The sequence below is a fragment of the Neisseria iguanae genome, assembly GCF_003013245.1.
In the GTDB taxonomy this organism is placed as follows: domain Bacteria; phylum Pseudomonadota; class Gammaproteobacteria; order Burkholderiales; family Neisseriaceae; genus Neisseria; species Neisseria iguanae.
This window is the reverse complement of sequence record NZ_PXYY01000041.1, coordinates 1-19,808: the sequence shown is the minus strand read 5'-3', so window position 1 is coordinate 19,808 and position 19,808 is coordinate 1. Positions and strand designations below refer to the sequence as shown.

The following is a 19,808-nucleotide window of genomic DNA, read 5'->3' as shown; positions in this document are numbered from 1 at the left end:
ATTGGAAATTGTTGGAACCGGGCGAAGTGCGTCTTGCGCAAATACAATGGGGTTGGCCGTAAATCTTGCCTGCTGTTCCTGAAAGAATGCGGGTTCCGCTTTGACTTCGGCACACCGTCCGGGCAGCTTGAAATGCTGCGGCAATGGTGTGGTGTTTGGAGTTAATCTATGTCAGCCCCTAAATTATTACTTTCAGACGGCCTGAATATTATTTTGATTTTTTAAGTTTTAATAGTACCATGAAATTTCTGATGTTTTTACTCGTTGCTGCTTTAGGCAATGTGTTGTACCACACCGGACAAAAATCCCTGCACGATTTGGCAGCCAATCCAATGAAGGTGTTGGCGTTGTATTATGCCGCAGCGCTGGTGTTGTGTTTGCTGCTGATGCCTTTGTTCGGTAAAGTGTCGTTTAATGATGCTGCCAAATTCGCGACGAATTGGCGTGTTTGGTTGGTGGCCGGTGGCATTTTGCTGATTGAGTTGGGGTTTCTGTTGGCTTACCAGTCGGGCGGTTCGGCGCAATGGTCAGGCGTAGCAGTGAACGGTATGGCGGCTTTGCTGCTGATGCCGTTGGCAATTTGGCTGTTTGGCGAGCAACTTTCATGGCGGAAAGTTTTGGGGATTTTGCTGACGTTGAGCGGGCTTTATTTTTTAGTTAAAAAATAGATGAATGGTTTTGCATAAAAAAAGGCCGTCTGAACATTATGTTTCAGACGGCCTTTTGCGGCATACAAACTAAGTTGTGTCCCCATTTCGTCGGCGGCGCACATTTTTGAGCAGAAAAACGCGTATGCAAAGCGATACTCAAAGAGAACGGTTTTACACGCTGCGCCGGTAAAACCTGCCGGCGCAGCAAGGCTGGGCACCTCGCGCGCATTTTCAACGCAGTAGGTGTGTTTTATACCGAAAATATGCCGCATGATGAAATGAGGACACCTAGAAACGGCGTTTCAATCGGCAGGCTTGCAAGATATATACCGCCAATTCCTCTACCGATTTATCAGTCGTGTTGGTGTAAGGAATTCCGTGGCGTTTGAATATGGCTTGAGCATCAGCCACTTCGCTGCGGCAGGTGTTGATTTGCGCGTAGGTCGAATTCGGGCGGCGTTCCTGGCGGATGGCCTGCAGGCGTTCCGGTTGGATGGTAAGGCCGAACAATTTGTTTTTGTAAGGTTTCACCATGCGCGGCAGATCGGTCGATTCCAAATCATCGGGAATCAGTGGATAGTTGGCGGCGCGGATGCCGTATTGCAAGGCAAGATACAGACAGGTCGGCGTTTTGCCTGAACGGGATACGCCCATCAAAATCACGTCGGCTTCCTGCAGGTTTTTATCGCTGACGCCGTCATCATGATTGAGTGAGAAGTTGACTGCTTCCATACGTGCATCATAGCGTTGGGTATTGCCGATACTGTGGTGGCCTTGTGAGGCCAAGGTCGCTTCGGCATTTAGTTCTTTTTCCAATTCGCCCAAGAAGGTTTCAAAGAAATTGATCTGGTAGGCATTGGCGGTTTTAATCATGTTGCGGATTTCGTCGTCGACCACGCTGACAAATGCAATCGGGCGTTCGCTGTTGGCTTCGGCATTGGCGTTGACTTTGGCGATCATTTCTTGCGCTTTTTCAACAGTATTGATAAAAGGGTAGGTGTATCGTTTGAATTCCAGATTGCCGAATTGGTTGAGCAGCGCTTCACCGATGTTTTCGGCAGTCAGGCCGGTGCGGTCGGAAATATAAAAGATGTGGCGGGGTTTGGACATATGTTTCTCTCTATCACGAAATGCAGGAAATACAGTTTGGATAATAGCAAGAGAAGCAGCGGCGATAAAGCAGATCGTTTCAAGTTACAAAGAATTACAACAAAATTAAATAAAGTCAAAATACCAATTTTTTATAAGTAAAATCAATTTTTTTAAAATTTTATGCTAATTTAAATGATTAATAGAGGCGTCTTTATTTCATTAATTTATTTTAAACCCTATATTTTACAAGGGTGTAAGCCGTTTAAGACCTTGATGCTATATCGATTTCATTTTACTACATCGCTAAAGCCCGCAATTTTTCAGACGGCCTGAGCTGTTTTCAAAGCATAAAATACATGACAGGAACAGTTCGGATGTCTTAGAATGAATAAGTAGATTCATTTCTTTTTTAACATCATACGAACTGGATGAAAAATGGCAGCAAACTACGTAATTTGGTTTGAAAATTTACGCATGACCGACGTCGAAAGCGTAGGTGGTAAAAATGCTTCTTTAGGCGAAATGATCAGTCAGCTGACTGAGAAAGGCGTACGTGTGCCGGGCGGTTTCGCAACCACAGCCGACGCATACCGTGCTTTCTTGGCACACGAAGGCTTGAGTGACCGTATCTCTGCTGCATTGGCCAAGCTGGATGTTGAAGATGTGACCGAATTGGCGCGTGTGGGCAAAGAAATCCGCCAATGGATTCTGGATACGCCGTTTCCTGAGCAGCTCAATGCCGAAATTGAAGAAGCTTGGAACAAAATGGTTGCGGACGCCGGTACGCCCGATATCTCTGTGGCCGTCCGTTCATCTGCAACTGCAGAAGACCTGCCGGATGCTTCATTTGCCGGTCAGCAAGAAACTTTCCTGAATATCAATGGCTTGGAAAATATTAAAGAAGCCATGCACCATGTATTTGCTTCGCTTTACAACGACCGTGCCATTTCTTACCGCGTACACAAAGGCTTTGAACACGACATCGTGGCCTTGTCTGCCGGTGTGCAACGCATGGTGCGCTCAGACAGCGGCTCTTCAGGCGTCATGTTCAGTATTGATACTGAATCGGGTTACGGCCAGGTGGTGTTCGTGACTTCATCTTACGGTTTGGGTGAAAACGTCGTGCAAGGTGCGGTAAACCCTGACGAATTCTATGTATTCAAACCAACTTTGAAGCAAGGAAAACCGGCGATTTTGCGTAAGACCATGGGTTCTAAGCAAATCAAGATGATTTTTACCGATAAAGCCGAAGCCGGTAAATCTGTGGCCAATATTGACGTGTCGGAAGAAGACCGTAACCGCTTCTCGATTACCGATGAAGAAGTAACCGAGTTGGCGCATTACGCATTGACCATTGAGAAACACTACGGCCGCCCGATGGACATCGAATGGGGGCGTGACGGTATCGACGGCAAACTGTATATCCTGCAAGCCCGTCCGGAAACCGTTAAATCTCAAGAAGACAGCACCCGCAGCCTGCGTCGTTACACCATTAACGGTGACAAACAAGTATTGGCTGAAGGCCGCGCGATTGGCCAGAAAGTAGGCCAAGGTAAAGTGCGCTTGGTCAAAGATTCGTCCCAAATGGAAAGTGTAGAAACCGGTGACGTATTGGTTACCGACATGACCGACCCTGATTGGGAGCCGGTAATGAAACGCGCGTCTGCGATTGTGACCAACCGTGGCGGCCGCACCTGCCACGCGGCGATTATTGCGCGTGAATTGGGTATTCCTGCGGTAGTGGGTTGTGGCAATGCCACCGAATTGCTGCAGGAAGGCCAAGAAGTAACCGTATCTTGTGCTGAAGGCGACACCGGTTTGATTTACGCCGGTCTGCTGGATGTGAATGTGACCGATGTGGCTTTGGATAATATGCCGAAAGCACCGGTGAAAGTGATGATGAACGTCGGCAACCCTGAATTGGCGTTCAGCTTCTCCGGCTTGCCGAGCGAAGGGATTGGCTTAGCGCGTATGGAATTCATCATCAACCGCCAAATCGGTATCCATCCGAAAGCTTTGTTGGAATTCGACAGCCAAGACAACGAATTGAAAGCCGAAATCAGCCGCCGCATTGCCGGTTACGCTTCTCCGGTAGATTTCTATGTCGATAAAATCGCTGAAGGTGTGGCAACATTGGCTGCTTCGGTTTACCCACGCAAAGCTATCGTGCGTATGTCCGACTTCAAATCCAACGAATATGCCGGTTTGGTCGGTGGCGAAAAATATGAACCACATGAAGAAAATCCAATGTTAGGCTTCCGTGGCGCTGCGCGCTATGTGTCGGAAGATTTCGCCGAATGTTTCGCGCTGGAGTGTAAAGCACTGAAACGCGTTCGCGACGAAATGGGTTTGACCAACGTTGAAATCATGATTCCGTTTGTGCGCACCTTGAGCGAAGCCGAAGCCGTGATTAAAGCCCTGAAAGAAAACGGCTTGGAGCGTGGTAAAAACGGTCTGCGTTTAATCATGATGTGCGAAGTGCCAAGCAATGCTTTGTTGGCCGAACAATTTCTGCAATACTTCGACGGCTTCTCAATCGGTTCCAACGACATGACCCAGTTGACTCTGGGTGTCGACCGCGACAGCGGCGGCCCGATTGCCGCGACTTTCGACGAACGCAACCCGGCCGTAAAAGTGATGCTGCACTTGGCCATTTCTGCCTGCCGCAAGCAAAACAAATATGTCGGTATTTGTGGTCAAGGTCCGTCAGACCATCCTGACTTTGCGAAATGGCTGGTTGAAGAAGGCATCGAAAGCGTGTCTTTGAATCCGGATACCGTTATCGAAACTTGGCTGTATCTGGCTAACGAGCTGAACAAATAAGGTAGTCTGAAAAGACAAGCCCGGATCCATTAACTGCCCTGCGAAAGCAGGGCGGTTTTGTTTTGCTGACGGAATTTCGTTTTGCTGTGGACTTGTTGGTTTGATTGAGTATGACACAGGTGTAGGCTGAGATCTTTCAAAATCTCATTTTTGGTATATTTCTGCGTGCCGCACTTCTCAAATGCTTGGCCTTTTCATGATATTTCTCCGCGTTCTGTGAACTAATGCTTTGAACGGTACTCAAATCTGGACTTTTGCAAAGGTCTCTGACTGCCTGAACATCAAGGCCGGAGTCAAACTATTTTCGGACGGCTTTGAAGCCTTACGTAAAAAGGGGAAATATATCAGGTCATGATGCAACTATTTCATTATTATAAAAATAAGTTACTGAAGCATTTCATATAATTACCTCAATCAAGGATATAAAAATATTGTATTTAACAAATACAGATACGCTATTTTATATTTTATAATGGTTAAATTAAAAATGGTTCTTGATTTTTGAGCATTTTGAGGTAGTCAAGCATGTAAATAAAATGAAGGCTTGTTCAATGGTCGCAGGCTTTCTTTATGGATGATGAAAATGAACCGATTTTTGACAATAGGTTTGGTGTCGGTAGCGATGACTGCAGTGTCGGCTGCAGCTTGGGCGCAAACTCATTCTGTATATTTCAATCAGCAAGGCAAGATTACAGCGACCATGTCGTCTGCGGCTTACGTGCGACAGTATCAAGTCAATGCTGGCTTGGCGCAGGTTCAGGATTTTTATTATCCGTCGATGAAGAAATATTCTGAGCCATACCAGGTGCAAACCAGCCAGATTAAGGTGTTTGTGCCGGTTTTAGACAATGGCACACTGACCTTGTGGCATTTCAACGGTCAGAAAAAAATGGTCGGCAGCTACCGCAACGGCAAGCTTAATGGTGAATGGACCAACTGGTATCCGAATGGCAAAAAATCGGCGGTAATGCCTTATTCAGACGGTTTGAGCAACGGCATCGGTGCGCGCTATTACCGTAACGGCAATAAAGAGAGCGAAATCCAGTTTAAAAACGATAAAGCCAACGGCTATTGGAAGCAATGGTATGCCGACGGCAGCCCGAAAATGGAAATGTTGATGGTCGACGATAAACCGGTAGAAATGCTGGTATGGGATGAAGAAGGCCGGTTGCTGACTGAAATGTCGTTTAAAAACGGGCAGCGCAACGGCATTGTTTTGGATTGGTATGAAGATGGTTCGAAAAAGTCAGAATCCGTGTACCAAAATGACCAATTGGTGAAGAAAACCTTGTGGGATCAGGATGGGTTTGAAATTGAATAAAGCAATATCGTATTTTGAGAAGGCCGTCTGAAAGTTCCAGACGGCCTTTAATATTATGTAAATGACTTTCTATAATCATTTGCCAAGGAAAATGCCATGTCAAAAAATGCCGTACCAAGGTGATGGAATATGGCTGAAATTTCAATAGCCATAAAGAGTTACATAAACAATCACCACAAAAAAGGTTTAACGCTGACGCGCTTTAAAACGGGGATTGCTTTTGCAAATCACGTATACCTTGCCTTTACGGCGCACGATTTGGCAATCGCGGTGGCGTTGTTTTGCCGTTTTTAGAGAAGACAGAACCTGCATTATTTATCCTTTCTCAAAGAAACCATCATGGATTGGAAACGGTGGTGGAATTTGCTGGCGCGGCCTTCGGTGGTTATGTTGCGTTGTTTGCCGGTGTAAACAGGGTGGGAAGCGGATGAAGTATCCAATGAAAACAAAGGGTACTCGTTGCCGTCTTTCCAAACCATGGTTTTACCGTGGGTATTGGTGCACGATCGGATGAGCCAGCCTTCGTCGGCACCGCTGTCGTAGAATAAAACGGTGCGGTAATTATCCGGATGAATGTCGGGTTTCATAAATGTTTCCTAATAAATGTTATAATATAACATTATATACTGATTTTGATAAAAGACAAGTTTGTGACAGGGAAAAATTCTGTTTCGGATGTAATTGGCTGTTTTATTTTGAGATTTATTCTCATTTCAGGCGGCTTGAAATGGAAATATCCGTATCCATATGCAGAGAATTTGTTAAAATACGCTCTCAGACGACCTTGTAAACGTAAAGGCCGTCTGAAATTTTGAACTGTTTCGGCAGCCGTGTTCAGACGGCTTGCGTTTAAAAGATTGATATGTATAAAGTCATACCGATTATCCACGTGCTGTCTAAGCTCGGTGTGTTGTTTTCGCTGTTGCTGATGGTGCCGACGCTGATGTCGTATTTTTTTCTCGACAGTGCGTTTCCGGCGTTTGCCCGCACTGCGTTGGTGACGACGTTTTCTTCCTGCACAATTTGGCTGCTGACGCTGCGATACAATCGTGAGTTGCGTCCGCGTGATGGTTTTACTTTGGTAATTATGCTGTGGCTGGCGTTTGCCGTGGTGGCTGCGGTGCCAATTTATCTGTATGTGCCGCACATGAGTTTTACCGATGCTTTTTTTGAGGCGATGTCGGGTTTGACCACCACCGGTGCAACAGTCATCAACAGTTTGGATACCTTGGCACCGTCGGTCAATTTTTGGCGGCACATGCTCAACTGGCTGGGCGGCATGGGGATTATCGTGTTGGCGGTGGCGATTTTACCGATGCTGGGGGTCGGGGGGACACAGCTTTTTAAAGCCGAAATTCCGGGTTTGGACAAAGAAAGCAAGATGGCGCCGCGTATTTCTCAGGTAGCTAAAAAACTGTGGGGCGCATATATTTTAACCACGGTGGCGGCGTTTTTTTCGCTGCATTGGGCCGGTATGAGCTGGTTTGACGCACTTTGCCATGCCATGTCTTCGGTGGCTTTGGGCGGATTTTCCACACACGACGACAGCATTGCCTATTTCAATTCGGTGAAAATCGAATGGACGATTATATTTTTCACATTATTTGGCGGTATTAATTTCGCCAGCCACTTCGCCGCATTGGGTGGGCGTTCGCTCAAGGTATATTGGAAAGACGAAGAATGCCGCGTGTTGCTGATGACGATGACGTGCAGCATCATTGTTGCCAGCCTGTATTTGTGGCAGAAAGAATTTTATCCGTCTTTGACGGACGCATTCCGTTTTGTCAGCTTTAATTTTGTGGCGATTGGTTTGGCCAGCGGTTTTGCTAATACAGATTTTGCCAAATGGCCTTTGCTGATTTCACTATGGATGTTTTTCTTATCCAATGTTTTAGCATGTTCCGGTTCGATGGGTGGCGGCATTAAAAATGTGCGCGGCTTGGTGCTGTTTAAATTCAGCTTGCGGGAAATGATGATTTTGCTGCATCCGCGTGCCGTGCGTACGGTAAAAGTAAACAACCGCAGTATTTCCGAGCGCATGGCTTTGACGGTGATGTCGTTTATTTTTGTGTATTTTATGACCGTGGTCTTGTTCAGTTTCTTAATGATGGTAACCGGCTTGGATTTTGTTTCTGCCTTTACCGCGGTCATTGCCTGCATTACCAATGCCGGACCGGGTTTGGGTGAGGTAGGGCCGGCACATAATTACGCCAGTTTGAATGATGTGCAGAAATGGTTATGCACCGTGGTGATGCTGTTGGGGCGTTTGGAAATTTTTACGGTGTTGATTCTGTTTACACCGGCGTATTGGAAGAAATAAGTATTGAAATAAGGGCTTATTGGACATTAGGGATGGTTTCTCATCCCAAATACCATCCCTGACAACTAAAATATCCCTTAATCAAGATAATCCCACCTTCTTTTACCAAACCCGGGCAGCATCGGGTTTGGGTCTCCAGTCCAGCTCCACCTGACATATTGGCCGTATCCGGCCCCCCCCCGGTTCCCTGTCCCGTTCAAATGCAAATAAAAAATTCAGGTTACCTTTCAGGCTGTGATACGCGCTTGCCGCTGCTTACGGGTGTACCGCAACCCCTTACCGGCCTCATCAAAACCGCGGTCCTTCGGATAGCTTTCATACGTTTCATACTACGCTGCCAAGGCCGTCTGAAATCCGGTTTGGGTTGGATTAAACATACCGTCTGCCAATGCCTTTAATGCTTTGGCTGCTGCAGATTCCGGATGGCGGGCCGGGTATCCCCGGATGATGCCTTACCGGTGAAACGGGCTGGGTTGGAACGGAATACCGGGGGACAGGCTGTTCAGACCGCCAAACCCGTCTGCGCTAATGCCCTGTATACCCATCCCTTTTTCTTTAACAGCCCCTCATCCTGCCGGATGCAGTGCAATGGTTTCATGTCCTGCCAATTGGAGACAGACTGTCTTACCGTTTATAGCTGTCTTACTAAATAACGGGCACAGAAATATCCAAATGCCCTCACTCCCGCGCAGGCGGGAATCCGGTTCTGTCTGGACGGGAACTTGTAAAAAATTACTGAAAACCAACGTTCCGGATTCCCGCCTGCGCGGGAATGACGGATTTCAGGTTTCAGACGGCATGGTAAAAACTTGTACTCATTTTTAAGTCAAACGGCAATAGCCGGTTCAGAAATGCCATGACACCGAATCCGCGGCCGAAGGATGGTATTGGCGGCAGTCTTTTCCGATTGAATGGGCTTTGAAAGGGCCTGTTTGGTTTTACGGCGGATGGTTTTCCCGTTGCGGTGGTGGCGCTGCGCCGGTTGCGGACAGGTCTGCCTGCCGTGGGTGTATCCGTATGCGGGCAGCCCGGGGGATGCGGGTTTTGAGGTGGGGAGATACGTGTTACACAGGGGACATTTATATCTTTGCCTGTGGCAAAAAGGGCACTTTTTATAAATGTTGGTAAAAACCGCCAAAAGGCCTGTATGATAGAGTTTCCGGCAGTTTTTACCGTTTCAAACGGGCAACAGGCCTAAATTTACAAAATAGGCCGTCTAAAAAATCATTTTCAGACGGCTTGTTGTTTTTAAATCAGATTATTTGACGTATTGTTTCAATAATTCGGCAAATTCTTTTGCGGTTTCAGGGTGTTTCAAGCCATAGGCTAAAGTGGCTTCTAAATAACCTAATTTGCTGCCGCAGTCGTAGCGTTTGCCTTCGAAAGCGTGTGCTAGCACGAATTCGTGATCGAGCAAACGGGCGATGGCATCGGTGAGTTGGATTTCGTTGCCTGCGCCGCGAGGCAGGTCGGTCAGTAAATCAAAAATGCGTGTGGTGAGAATATAGCGGCCGACCACAGCTAAGTTGGAAGGGGCTTCTTCTGGTTTTGGTTTTTCCACAATATTGGTGATGCGCTGGAAGTTTTTCAGCTGTTCGACTTCGACAATGCCGTATGAGCCGGTTTGGGACGGGTCAACGGTTTCTACGCCCAATACGCTGTTGCCGCTTTGGTTGTAAATGTCGACCATTTGTTTCAATGCACCTTGTGGTGCATCGATTAAGTCGTCAGCTAAAATCACGGCAAACGGTTCATCGCCGACAGCAGCGCGAGCACATAACACGGCATGACCCAATCCCAAAGCTTCAGCTTGGCGGATATAAAGGCAAGTGATTCCCGGTGGTAGAATGTCTTTAACGTGCGCCAACAAATTTTCTTTGTTGCGCTGCTCCAATTCGGTTTCCAGCTCGTAGGCTTTGTCAAAATGGTCTTCAATACTGCGTTTGTTGCGGCCGGTGACAAACACCATTTCGGTACAGCCTGCGGCAACGGCTTCTTCAACTGCATATTGAATCAAAGGTTTATCAACGATTGGTAGCATTTCTTTCGGACTGGCTTTAGTAGCTGGCAGAAAACGTGTGCCCATGCCGGCAACGGGGAAAACGGCTTTTCGAATTGATTTCATAGTCTCTCCTTGAGATGATTGAGTATAAGATTTAGGTATTTGAACTTAAAATTTAAAAAATTTATTTTCTTCTTTATGAATTTAACAGTGCCAATAGGGCGGCCTCATTCAAAACGGCCACATCTAAAGCATTGGCTTTTTCCAGCTTGCTACCGGGAGCCTCCCCCGCGACGACGAAATCGGTTTTTTTTGATACGCTGCCGGAAACTTTACCGCCGGCAGCTTCAATCATGGCTTGTGCTTCATCACGTTTTAAGGTTGGCAGAGTGCCGGTTAAGACGAAAGTTTTGCCAAACAGGCTGCTTGCATGGGATTCGGCTATTGTTCCGGTTTCAGACGGCATGTGTGCCAAAAATTGCTGCATGGTCGTTAAAAGCGACAAATTGGCCTCAATACTGCGCCATTGTTGCCAATCTGCGGGCAGGGCTTTGTCGCGGGTTAAACCTTCCACACTTTTCCCGGCCAAATCCCACAGGGCGGCAGCTTTTTTTTCACTGATTTTAAAATCGGGCAGACGGCTGATCCAGCGTTCGGGCGTAACATATTGCGCCAGCGGCAGGGTAACGGGTTGTTCTTGCGGCGCAACGCCGACGGCCAGTAATTCGTCAATCATGTTTTGCTGCTCCGCTTGCGCGAAAAAGTGGGCAATCGAATGCGCCACCACGCTGCCAATGTCGGGCAGACAGGCCAAAACGGGCTCGGGTGCATGGCGGATATTTTCCAAGTTACCGAAGGCCTGTGCCAGCGATTTGGCTGTGCGCTCGCCGACATGGCGAATGCCGAGAGCGAACAGGAAACGTGCCAAATCAGGCTGTTTGCTCGCTTCAATGCCGTCTAGAATGTTTTGTGCCCATTTGGTCGGCAAAGGTTTTTTACCGTTTGTGAGGCCGTCTGAAAGCACCGGAGTGTTTTCAGACGGCATGGCTTCTACGCCGGATTGCGTTTCGGCTTGGTCGGTATTTTCTTTCATTTTTTGCAAGGTGGTAATGTCCAAGCGGTATAAATCGGCAAAATGCCTCACCAGCTCCTGCGCCACCAATTGTTCGATTTGGCGTTGTCCCAAGCCGTCGATGTCCATGGCTTTGCGTGAAGCGAAATGAATCAGACCTTGTACCCGCTGTGCCCGACACAGCATCCCGCCGCTGCAACGTGCCACGGCTCCGCCTTCTTCCCGTTCGATGTCGCTGCCGCAAATCGGGCAATGCTCGGGCAGGCGGTATTGCGGATAAAGCGGTTGGCTGGTAGTTTGATGCTTTTCAGACGGCAGGGCAAACAAATCTTCTTGAAGGCCGTCTAAAAAAGAGGTATTTGTTTCGTCAATGGTTTCAGGTGTTTGCATCGGGCGTCGGTCGAACACCACACGTGCCACCTCGGGAATCACGTCCCCGGCGCGGCGCACGATAACAGTGTCGCCGATGCGCACATCTTTGCGCTGTGTTTCGCCTTCGTTGTGCAAGGTGGCATTGGTCACGGTGACACCGCCGACAAACACCGGCTGTAAACGCGCTACCGGGGTGACTGCCCCGGTACGGCCGACCTGGACATCAATTGCTTCCACCACCGTTAAGGCTTCTTCGGCCGGAAATTTGTGCGCAATTGCCCAGCGCGGCGCGCGCGAGATGAAGCCCAGCGTTTTCTGTTGCGCCAAGCTGTTTACTTTAACAACCATGCCGTCGATTTCATACGGCAGGGAAGGGCGTTTTTGCTGCATTTGTTCGTAAAAGCCCAATACTTCGCCGATATTAGGGAAGCAGCCGAATTGGCCGTTAGGCAGGCTGAAGCCGAGGTCGCTCAAATAAGCCAGCTCTTGAATGTGCTGTTCCGACACGAAACCGCCTTCTTGTTGTGCAATGCTGTAAGCGAAGAAATGCAGTTTGCGTCGGGCTGTGATTTTTGAATTGAGTTGGCGCAAGCTGCCGGCAGCGGCATTGCGCGGATTGGCAAAGGTTTTTTGGTTTTGATCGGCCTGACGTTGGTTGAGTGCGGTAAAATCGGCTTTGAGCATCAACACTTCGCCGCGTACTTCAATCAGTTGCGGCACATTATCGCCATGCAAACGTAAAGGAATATTAGCGATAGTTTTGACGTTTTGCGTGACATCTTCGCCTGTCGCGCCGTCGCCGCGGGTGGCTGCCTGCACCAGCATGCCGTCGCGATACAGCAGGCTGATGGCCAAACCGTCGAATTTCGGTTCGATGACGTATTCTGCTTGTGCGCCGTTTAAGCCTCCGCGCACACGTTCGTCAAACGCATACATTTCCGCGTGGTCGAATACGCCTTCTTCGTTTTGCGGCGAAAAAGCATTGTTCAGCGACAACATCGGCACGGTATGGCGCACGCTGGTAAAACCTTCCAACGCCGCGCCGCCGATACGCTGGGTTGGGCTGTCGGGCTGTTTGTATTCGGGCTGCGCTGTTTCCAAGGCTTCGAGTTCGCGAAACAGGCGGTCATATTCGGCATCGGGAACGTTGGGCGCATCAAGCGTGTAATATTCGTAGGCGTAACGGTTGAGTAGGGCGGTGAGGTCTTTAATTTTTTGTTCGGTTTGATTCATGGTATGGTGTGTTTCGGACGGTCTCTCATGGATGATTATTAGGCCGTCTGGAAAGAGCATAACAAAAGATATGGTAATTCTACCTGAAAAAAGCGGATACGCTGTGCATGTATCCGCTTTTTTATGATGGCTGATGGTGAAAAGTTATTGAAAGAAGGGGCAACGCTGTCAAACTTTCCACTCTTTTTATGTTTATGAGAACAAGCGCAGCGATTGTTTGCTGCCCGGTTTGATGCCTACTTTCAGCATTTCTTCTTGGCGCGCCAGCACATAATTGCGCACGTCTTTCAGCCAAGGGGTAGAGACTTCTTCCATTTTGTCGTTAACCAAATCCAAACTCAATTGGCCGGACAGTTTCACCGCCAAGTCCATAAACAGGTCGAAAGTTTTTTCGCCGGCCGGAATGTGCGGAATGTCAAACAACATGCTGAAGCCGCGGTAGGCTTGGTTATTCAGCAATGCGCCGGTAAACGGTGAATTGTCGAGCGAAGCCAAAACAAACATCGGATTGCCGCTTTCATCGAGGTATTGGAATGTACCGTCTTCCGCCAGATTGAAACCGACCCTTTCTACTGCCGAACGCAATTCCAAGCCGCTGATGCTGGAACGAGATACCAGATGGATGGCGATGGTTTGGTCGACGCGTTCGCAGAAGCTATCAAGTGCTTGCGCCACTTCGCTGAAGGCAGGACGGTCGGTGTAACGTACTTGGCCGCCAATCAGTTGGGCGAATGCGCCGACTTGCTGGTTGAATTGCTCCAATTCTTCCGGCGTAGCCAAACCGTTGCGGCTGACGGCTTGCAAGCCCATCACGAAACCTTGGTAGTACACGCCCGGAATCGGTTCGGCTGCTTGGAAGCGGTCGTCCATGGTGCAGCCGATGATTTGGAAGCGGTGGCGGTTGGACAGGCGCGGCAAGGCATGCAATTCCTGTGCTTCGTTCAAGGCGATGTAGGCCATATAATCAAAGCGCGGGTCGAACCAGGGCAGCTCGACTTGGGAAAGCTCGTCCAAGCTCACCAGATTGCCGCGGTGTGCTGCCGTATGAGTGCTTGATGTCCTGATTTCATTGTTCAAACCGATAATGGTGTGCTGTACCTGTTCTTCGGTGAAATCGTCTTCCATTGCCAATTCGATGTCGGTTTTGATGGGGGAAGGTTTCGCCAATTTGGCTTTAGCGGCGTAAATTTCGTCTTGCTCATGCAGGTTGCGCAAAGCAGCTTCTTCGGCTTTGTTTGGTTTTTTCAACAGAAAACCCCGGCTGCCAGATTCTCTGCCGTCACGGACATGGCTGGTTTTGCTCGCCAAAAGTGCGTCTTTGTCAGAATGGCCGAACTGCTCCCGGACTTGTTTGCGGTATTGGTTTTCTTGATACATATTGTAGGCAATTACGGCCAAAATAATGGCCAAACCTAAAACGATAATAATCATGGTGGGCACTCTTGGGGAAAGGAATTTCTGGAGTGGCGCAATGCCGGATTCGAACTGCAATCGCAACATCACGGTAGTGTTCGGATTATAACGAAATTTACCTGTTCTGACAGCATTAAGCATAAAACCGTCGGCAACTTTGCTTCAGGCCGTCTGAAAAAATCAACGTTTGACCGGAAAACCCGCTTCGACTAAGCGCGGCCAGTCAAAAAAATGACCGGGATCGGTTTTGCGGCCAGGCGCGACATCCTGATGGCCGGTGACGGCTTCGATGGGATATCGCGCTTGTAATGCACTTAATAAATGTTGCAGCGTTTGATATTGCGTTTCGGTAAACGGTTCAAAATCGCAGCCTTCCAATTCGATGCCGATGGAAAACAGATTACATTTTTCCCGCCCTCCAAACGAAGAAATGCCGGCGTGGTAAGCCATGTCGTCGCACGAAACGAATTGTACGGCTTCGCCTTCGCGCGTGATGAAAAAATGGCTGGATACGCGTAAGGTGTGGATCACGCTGAAAAACGGGTGTTCTTCCGGCCGGATTCGGTTGGTAAACAATTTTTCCACTGCACCGTTGCCATATTCAAACGGTGGTAGGGAAATATTGTGCAGCACCACCAGTGAGATTTTCTCACCGGCAGGTCGGGCTTCAAAATTGGGTGAATGGACTTGGTAGGCAGCCGACCAGCGGCCTTGTTGCCAAGAAGATGCGGAATTCATGTTTCAGACGGCCTTATGACAATATTTTTATTTGATAATGCAGCGTTATTAGGTTAAGTGTAAATCTTCGGCAAAGACAGCGCATTCGGTTATACTGTCGCCCGATTAAACTTGATGACACATCCTACCATGTTGAATAAATTGTTGAAATGGCTGCTGGTGTTTTTGCTGGCTGTGATTGCGGCGGTGGCGGCATTGTTGTTTGTGCCGAAAGACAACGGCAAAACGTATCGCGTCAAAGTGGCCAAAAATCAGGGTATTTCGTCGGTAAGCCGCAAGCTTGCCGATGACGGGATAATTTACAACCGTCATGCATTGATGTTGGCCGCTTATGTAACAGGCATGCATAATCAATTAAAAGCAGGCAGTTACCGCATGCCGGCCAAAACATCGGCGTGGGATGTGTTGCAAAAATTGCGCAGCGGCCGCCCGGATACCGTGAGCGTGAAAATCGTCGAAGGCATGCGTTTTGCCACCATGCGAAAAATCATCAACGAAACCGAAAGCATTCGGCATGATACCGCCAGCTGGAGCGATGAAAAGCTGATGGTTGAAATCGCGCCCGATGTCCCGAATCGGAACCCGGAAGGCCGGTTCTTTCCGGATAGTTATGAAATCGATGCCGACAGCAGCGACATTCAGGTTTACCGCTTGGCCTATAAAACCATGCAGAGAGAACTCGGTGCCGCATGGGACGAGCGTCAAAGCGGCTTGCCGTATAAAACCCCTTATGAATTGCTGATTATGGCCAGCATCATCGAAAAGGAAACCGGCCATCCGTCCGATCGTGCGCATGTGTCGTCCGTATTCAAAAACCGGTTGGCCATCGGCATGCGCCTGCAAACCGACCCGACCGTGATTTACGGCATGGGTTCGGCTTATCAGGGCAAAATCCGCAAAGCCGATTTGCGTCGAGATACTCCTTACAATACCTACACCCGCGCCGGTCTGACCCCGACGCCGATTGCTTTGCCGGGCAAAGCTGCTCTGGAAGCCGCTGCGCATCCTTCGACTGAAAAATACCTGTATTTCGTGTCCCGAATGGATGGTACGGGCTTGAGCCAATTCAGCCATAATTTAGATGAACACAACGCTGCGGTGCGTAAATATATTTTGAAAAAATAAGAGGCTGAAGTAGACTAGCAGTCATGTCAGACTGCAAAAATGAAGATAACCATTGCAAATTAACAAAGAATACCCAAAGAAAACTTTTCTGGTTTTTCGTACCGGAAGCCACCGCCCGTGCAGCCGCTGATATTTTGGGTATCCAGCCCGGTTGGGCTATGTTGTCCTACCGCAAAACCAGCCGGGTGACAGCCTGTCATTTGGCGCAGGAAGCCGGCAGGGTTTTCAGAGGCCCCACCGGGCCGGACGGAGGTTGTTTCGGCGGTCGGCGTAAGGGCAAACGCGGACGTGCGGCAGCAGGGAAAGCGGCGGTATCCGGCATCTTAAAGCGGCAGGGAAAGGTTGGTACCGCCGTTGCGGGGGATAGCGGGAAGGATGCCTTATTTCCGGTTATCAAACAGCAAACAACACCTGACGGCATTGTTTATACCGGTAGTGACAGGGGCTGTGACGTGCTTGATGCGGGCAGCGCATCAACCGTTCACAGCCTTTTGCAGACCGTCAAAACCCTATCGGCGGCATTGGAAATTGTTGGAACCGGGCGAAGTGCGTCTTGCGCAAATACAATGGGGTTGGCTGTAAACCTTTCCTGCTGTCCTTGAAAGGATGCGGGTTCCGCTTTGACTTTGGCGCACCGTCCGGGCAGCTTGAAATGCTGCGGCAATGGTGTGGTGTTTGGGGTCAATCTGCATCAGCCCCAAACATAATATCGGAATAAGCAGGAAGGCCGTCTGAAAATACAATATTATTGTAAAATTTCAGACGGCCTGTTTATCACATTTAAGGAACCGCATGAACGCGCAATTCATTACGCTCGACGGCATAGATGGTGCCGGAAAATCGACCAATTTGGCTGTGATGCAGGCATGGTTTGATGATCACCAATTGCCGGTGGTGTTTACACGCGAGCCGGGCGGTACGGCAATGGGCGAAGCATTGCGCGAATTGTTGCTCAATCCGCAAACCCAAGTCGGCCTGCGGGCGGAGACTTTATTGATGTTCGCCGCGCGCCAGCAGCATTTGGAAACCGTGATTTTACCGGCTTTGGAAAAAGGCTTTCATGTGGTATCCGACCGCTTCACCGATGCCACGTTTGCCTATCAAGGCGGCGGCCGTGGCGTACCGTTGCGGGATATTGAAGTATTGGAAAACTGGGTGCAGGGCGGTTTGCGGCCGGATTTGACTGTGTTGCTGGATGTGCCGCTTGATGTCTCGATGGCGCGTATCAGCCAAACGCGTGATAAAGACCGCTTTGAGCAAGAGCAGGCCGGTTTTTTTGTGCGCGTGCGTGATGTATATCTTAACCGCGCTGCCGCCGCGCCAAACCGCTACGCCGTGATTGACGGCAACCGCGAGCGCGGAGCGGTCAAGCAAGATATTGAGTTGGCATTAAGCCGTCATTTCCGGCTTTGATTCAAAAATAAACGAAAGGCCGTCTGAAAAGCTGGATTTTTGTTTTTCAGACAGCCTTTCTTGCGATGTATCAAATACTTTTCTATTGTTGACAAAAATAATCAAATTAACGGTATGCCCGGGCAGGGTTGCATGTTAAAATTACGCCCGATTACATCAGCTTGAAAGCACAGATATTTACTTGCTTTTGTATACTACCGCCTGACCGATTTTCAGACGGCATTCACTCTCCACAGCATAAATTATTGCAACAGGATCAGCACAATGGAAAATACATTGAAAGATGCAGCACTGAAATTCCACGAATTCCCCGTCCCGGGCAAAGTATCCGTTACCCCGACAAAATCTCTGAGCACTTCGGAAGATTTGGCTTTGGCCTATTCGCCGGGTGTCGCATTCCCTTGCTTGGAAATCGCAGCCGACCCGCAAGCCGCTTACCGATACACCGCCAAAGGCAATCTGGTTGCCGTCATTTCCAACGGCACGGCCGTTTTAGGTTTGGGCAGCATCGGCGCATTGGCCGGTAAGCCTGTGATGGAAGGTAAGGGCGTATTGTTTAAAAAATTCGCCGGTGTGGATGTCTTCGATATTGAAATCGACGAAAAAGACCCGCAAAAATTAGTCGACATCATCGCTGCGCTTGAGCCGACTTTCGGCGGCATCAACTTGGAAGACATCAAAGCACCTGAGTGCTTCTACATCGAACGAGAATTGCGCAAACGCTGCAAAATTCCGGTATTCCACGACGACCAACACGGCACCGCCATCATTACCGCCGCCGCCGTATTGAATGCGTTGCGCTACACCGGCCGCGACATCAGCGAAGCCACTTTGGCGTGTTCCGGCGCCGGTGCTGCTGCGATTGCGTGTTTGAACCAATTGTTGGCACTCGGCCTGAAACGCGAAAATGTCACCGTATGCGACTCTAAAGGGGTGATTTACCAAACCCGCGAAGACAAAGACCGCATGGACGAGTCTAAAAAATTCTACGCAGTAGAAGACAACGGCGCGCGCAATTTGGCCGATGCCGTGAAAGGCAAAGATATTTTCTTGGGCTTGTCGGGTGCAAATGTGCTGACTCCTGAAATGCTGTTGGCCATGAACGACAAACCAATCGTGTTTGCCATGGCCAACCCGAATCCTGAAATCATGCCGCCGTTGGCCAAAGAAACCCGCGCAGACGTGGTAATCGGTACCGGCCGTTCCGACTTTCCGAACCAAGTCAACAACGTATTGTGTTTCCCGTTCATCTTCCGCGGCGCATTGGATTGCGGCGCGACCACCATCAACGAAGAAATGAAGCTGGCCTGCGTGTACGCATTGGCCGATTTGGCGATGGAAGAAGTGTCAGAAGAAGTGGTTGCAGCTTACGGTAAAAAATTTGAATTCGGTGCGGATTACCTGATTCCGACCCCGTTTGACTCACGCCTGTTGCCGCGTGTAGCGGCTGCCACTGCCAAAGCTGCAATGGAAAGCAGCGTGGCGACCCGTCCGATTGCCGATTTGGCGGCTTACCAAGCCAAATTGAGCGAATGGAAATTGTAAGATTTTGAGCAGGTTGGGCAGTTGGTGCCCGAGCAGAAAATTTGACCGGGTGTGTGCCAGTGCCGGCAAGCCATCCGGCAATGCCCTACATGATATGCGTATTGCGTGAACATAAGGCACAACGTTTGATGTGGGTTTATAAAACAAAGTCATTATTCTGGGGTGTGTCCTCGTTTTGCCTGCGTCGCCGATTTTCAGGCAGAAAAGCGCGTATGCTGGTCGGTAATCAAAGAGGACGGTTTGATACGCTGCGGCCGGCCGGTAAAACCGGCCGGCTCGGCAAGGTCGGATACCTTGCACGCATGTCCGACGCAGCAAACGGGTTTTATGCCGGAAAGAGGCCGCATGATGACATGAGGAGCACCCTACATTCTGATCAAAATCTGAATATGAAATCAAAAGGCCGTCTGAAAGCTCAATTCTTTCAGACGGCCTGACCGTATTTATTCTGGACGTAAGGGACAAATTTACTGCTCTGCGTCTATTTAATTGAGAAATAATCCTTAATAAACCAATCCTTAATAAACCTTGTCTTATTCTCCTTCTTCATCCCCTGCTGACCCCCAATTTCCGTTTCAAATCCGCGAACCTGCCGTCAAGCAGATTAGTGGTATGGGGATGTTCCAATCAGGGTAACCCTCGAAGGTAAAAAGATAGGGAAGATTGCGTTGCAGGCTGCGACAAGGCTG

Annotated in this window: 14 protein-coding genes and 2 pseudogenes; 9 read left to right on the top strand and 7 right to left on the bottom strand. The window is 49.1% G+C overall.

What is annotated here, in order from left to right; genetic code table 11:
- Both C7N83_RS07605 and C7N83_RS07600 read left to right on the top strand, forming a co-directional pair.
- Positions 1–165 (top strand): annotated as a pseudogene (locus C7N83_RS07605) (IS1595 family transposase); the annotation flags it as partial.
- An 86-nt stretch (positions 166–251) separates the two neighbouring features.
- Positions 252–668 (top strand): hypothetical protein, encoded by a 417-nt coding sequence (locus C7N83_RS07600; protein ID WP_245911165.1) that lies wholly within the window; start codon positions 252–254, stop codon positions 666–668.
- Between the two features lie 270 nt (positions 669–938).
- Here C7N83_RS07600 and ppsR read toward each other — a convergent pair whose 3' ends face one another.
- Positions 939–1,760: a posphoenolpyruvate synthetase regulatory kinase/phosphorylase PpsR gene (gene ppsR, locus C7N83_RS07590; protein WP_106741761.1), complete on the bottom strand. Its 822-nt coding sequence runs from the start codon at positions 1,758–1,760 to the stop codon at positions 939–941.
- Positions 1,761–2,177: 417 nt separating this feature from the next.
- Between ppsR and ppsA the strand changes: the two genes are divergently transcribed.
- The gene (gene ppsA / locus C7N83_RS07585; protein ID WP_106741759.1) at positions 2,178–4,565 is read left to right on the top strand and encodes a phosphoenolpyruvate synthase; all 2,388 of its coding nucleotides are present in this window, start codon (positions 2,178–2,180) and stop codon (positions 4,563–4,565) included.
- A gap of 583 nt (positions 4,566–5,148) precedes the next feature.
- A complete protein-coding gene (locus C7N83_RS07580; protein WP_106741768.1) occupies positions 5,149–5,886 on the top strand; it encodes a toxin-antitoxin system YwqK family antitoxin in 738 nt (245 codons plus the stop codon).
- A 186-nt stretch (positions 5,887–6,072) separates the two neighbouring features.
- Here C7N83_RS07580 and ykgO read toward each other — a convergent pair whose 3' ends face one another.
- Together ykgO and C7N83_RS07570 are read right to left on the bottom strand one after the other, a co-directional pair.
- Positions 6,073–6,198, bottom strand: a complete 126-nt coding sequence (gene ykgO / locus C7N83_RS07575) for a type B 50S ribosomal protein L36 (protein WP_002222621.1) — start codon at positions 6,196–6,198, stop codon at positions 6,073–6,075.
- Positions 6,198–6,473, bottom strand: coding sequence for a type B 50S ribosomal protein L31 (locus tag C7N83_RS07570; RefSeq protein ID WP_106741758.1), 276 nt, complete (start codon positions 6,471–6,473; stop codon positions 6,198–6,200). The genes ykgO and C7N83_RS07570 overlap by 1 nt, the downstream gene beginning before the upstream one ends.
- 275 nt (positions 6,474–6,748) lie before the next feature.
- Here C7N83_RS07570 and C7N83_RS07565 point away from each other — a divergent pair, with 275 nt between their 5' ends.
- On the top strand, positions 6,749–8,206 hold the full coding sequence (locus C7N83_RS07565; protein ID WP_106741756.1) for a TrkH family potassium uptake protein: 1,458 nt from the start codon (positions 6,749–6,751) through the stop codon (positions 8,204–8,206).
- Between the two features lie 1,258 nt (positions 8,207–9,464).
- Here C7N83_RS07565 and galU read toward each other — a convergent pair.
- From galU to ampD, 4 genes are all read right to left on the bottom strand, one after another.
- Positions 9,465–10,331 carry a UTP--glucose-1-phosphate uridylyltransferase GalU gene (galU, locus tag C7N83_RS07560; protein WP_106741755.1) on the bottom strand — a complete coding sequence of 289 codons (867 nt, stop codon included), beginning with the start codon at positions 10,329–10,331 and terminating at the stop codon, positions 9,465–9,467.
- A 73-nt stretch (positions 10,332–10,404) separates the two neighbouring features.
- Positions 10,405–12,885, bottom strand: coding sequence for an NAD-dependent DNA ligase LigA (gene ligA / locus C7N83_RS07555; protein WP_106741753.1), 2,481 nt, complete (start codon positions 12,883–12,885; stop codon positions 10,405–10,407).
- A 192-nt stretch (positions 12,886–13,077) separates the two neighbouring features.
- Positions 13,078–14,316 carry a cell division protein ZipA C-terminal FtsZ-binding domain-containing protein gene (locus tag C7N83_RS07550; protein WP_106741752.1) on the bottom strand — a complete coding sequence of 413 codons (1,239 nt, stop codon included), beginning with the start codon at positions 14,314–14,316 and terminating at the stop codon, positions 13,078–13,080.
- A gap of 162 nt (positions 14,317–14,478) precedes the next feature.
- A complete protein-coding gene (gene ampD, locus C7N83_RS07545) occupies positions 14,479–15,036 on the bottom strand; it encodes a 1,6-anhydro-N-acetylmuramyl-L-alanine amidase AmpD (RefSeq protein ID WP_106741750.1) in 558 nt (185 codons plus the stop codon).
- Positions 15,037–15,165: 129 nt separating this feature from the next.
- Here ampD and mltG point away from each other — a divergent pair, with 129 nt between their 5' ends.
- From mltG to C7N83_RS07525, 4 genes and pseudogenes are all read left to right on the top strand, one after another.
- On the top strand, positions 15,166–16,161 hold the full coding sequence (gene mltG, locus C7N83_RS07540) for an endolytic transglycosylase MltG (RefSeq protein ID WP_106741766.1): 996 nt from the start codon (positions 15,166–15,168) through the stop codon (positions 16,159–16,161).
- A 23-nt stretch (positions 16,162–16,184) separates the two neighbouring features.
- Positions 16,185–16,879: pseudogene (locus C7N83_RS07535) on the top strand (IS1595 family transposase).
- Between the two features lie 74 nt (positions 16,880–16,953).
- Positions 16,954–17,574 (top strand): dTMP kinase, encoded by a 621-nt coding sequence (gene tmk, locus C7N83_RS07530; RefSeq protein WP_106741749.1) that lies wholly within the window; start codon positions 16,954–16,956, stop codon positions 17,572–17,574.
- A 264-nt stretch (positions 17,575–17,838) separates the two neighbouring features.
- Positions 17,839–19,119, top strand: coding sequence for a malic enzyme-like NAD(P)-binding protein (locus C7N83_RS07525; protein ID WP_106741747.1), 1,281 nt, complete (start codon positions 17,839–17,841; stop codon positions 19,117–19,119).
- Positions 19,120–19,808: the final 689 nt, after the last annotated feature.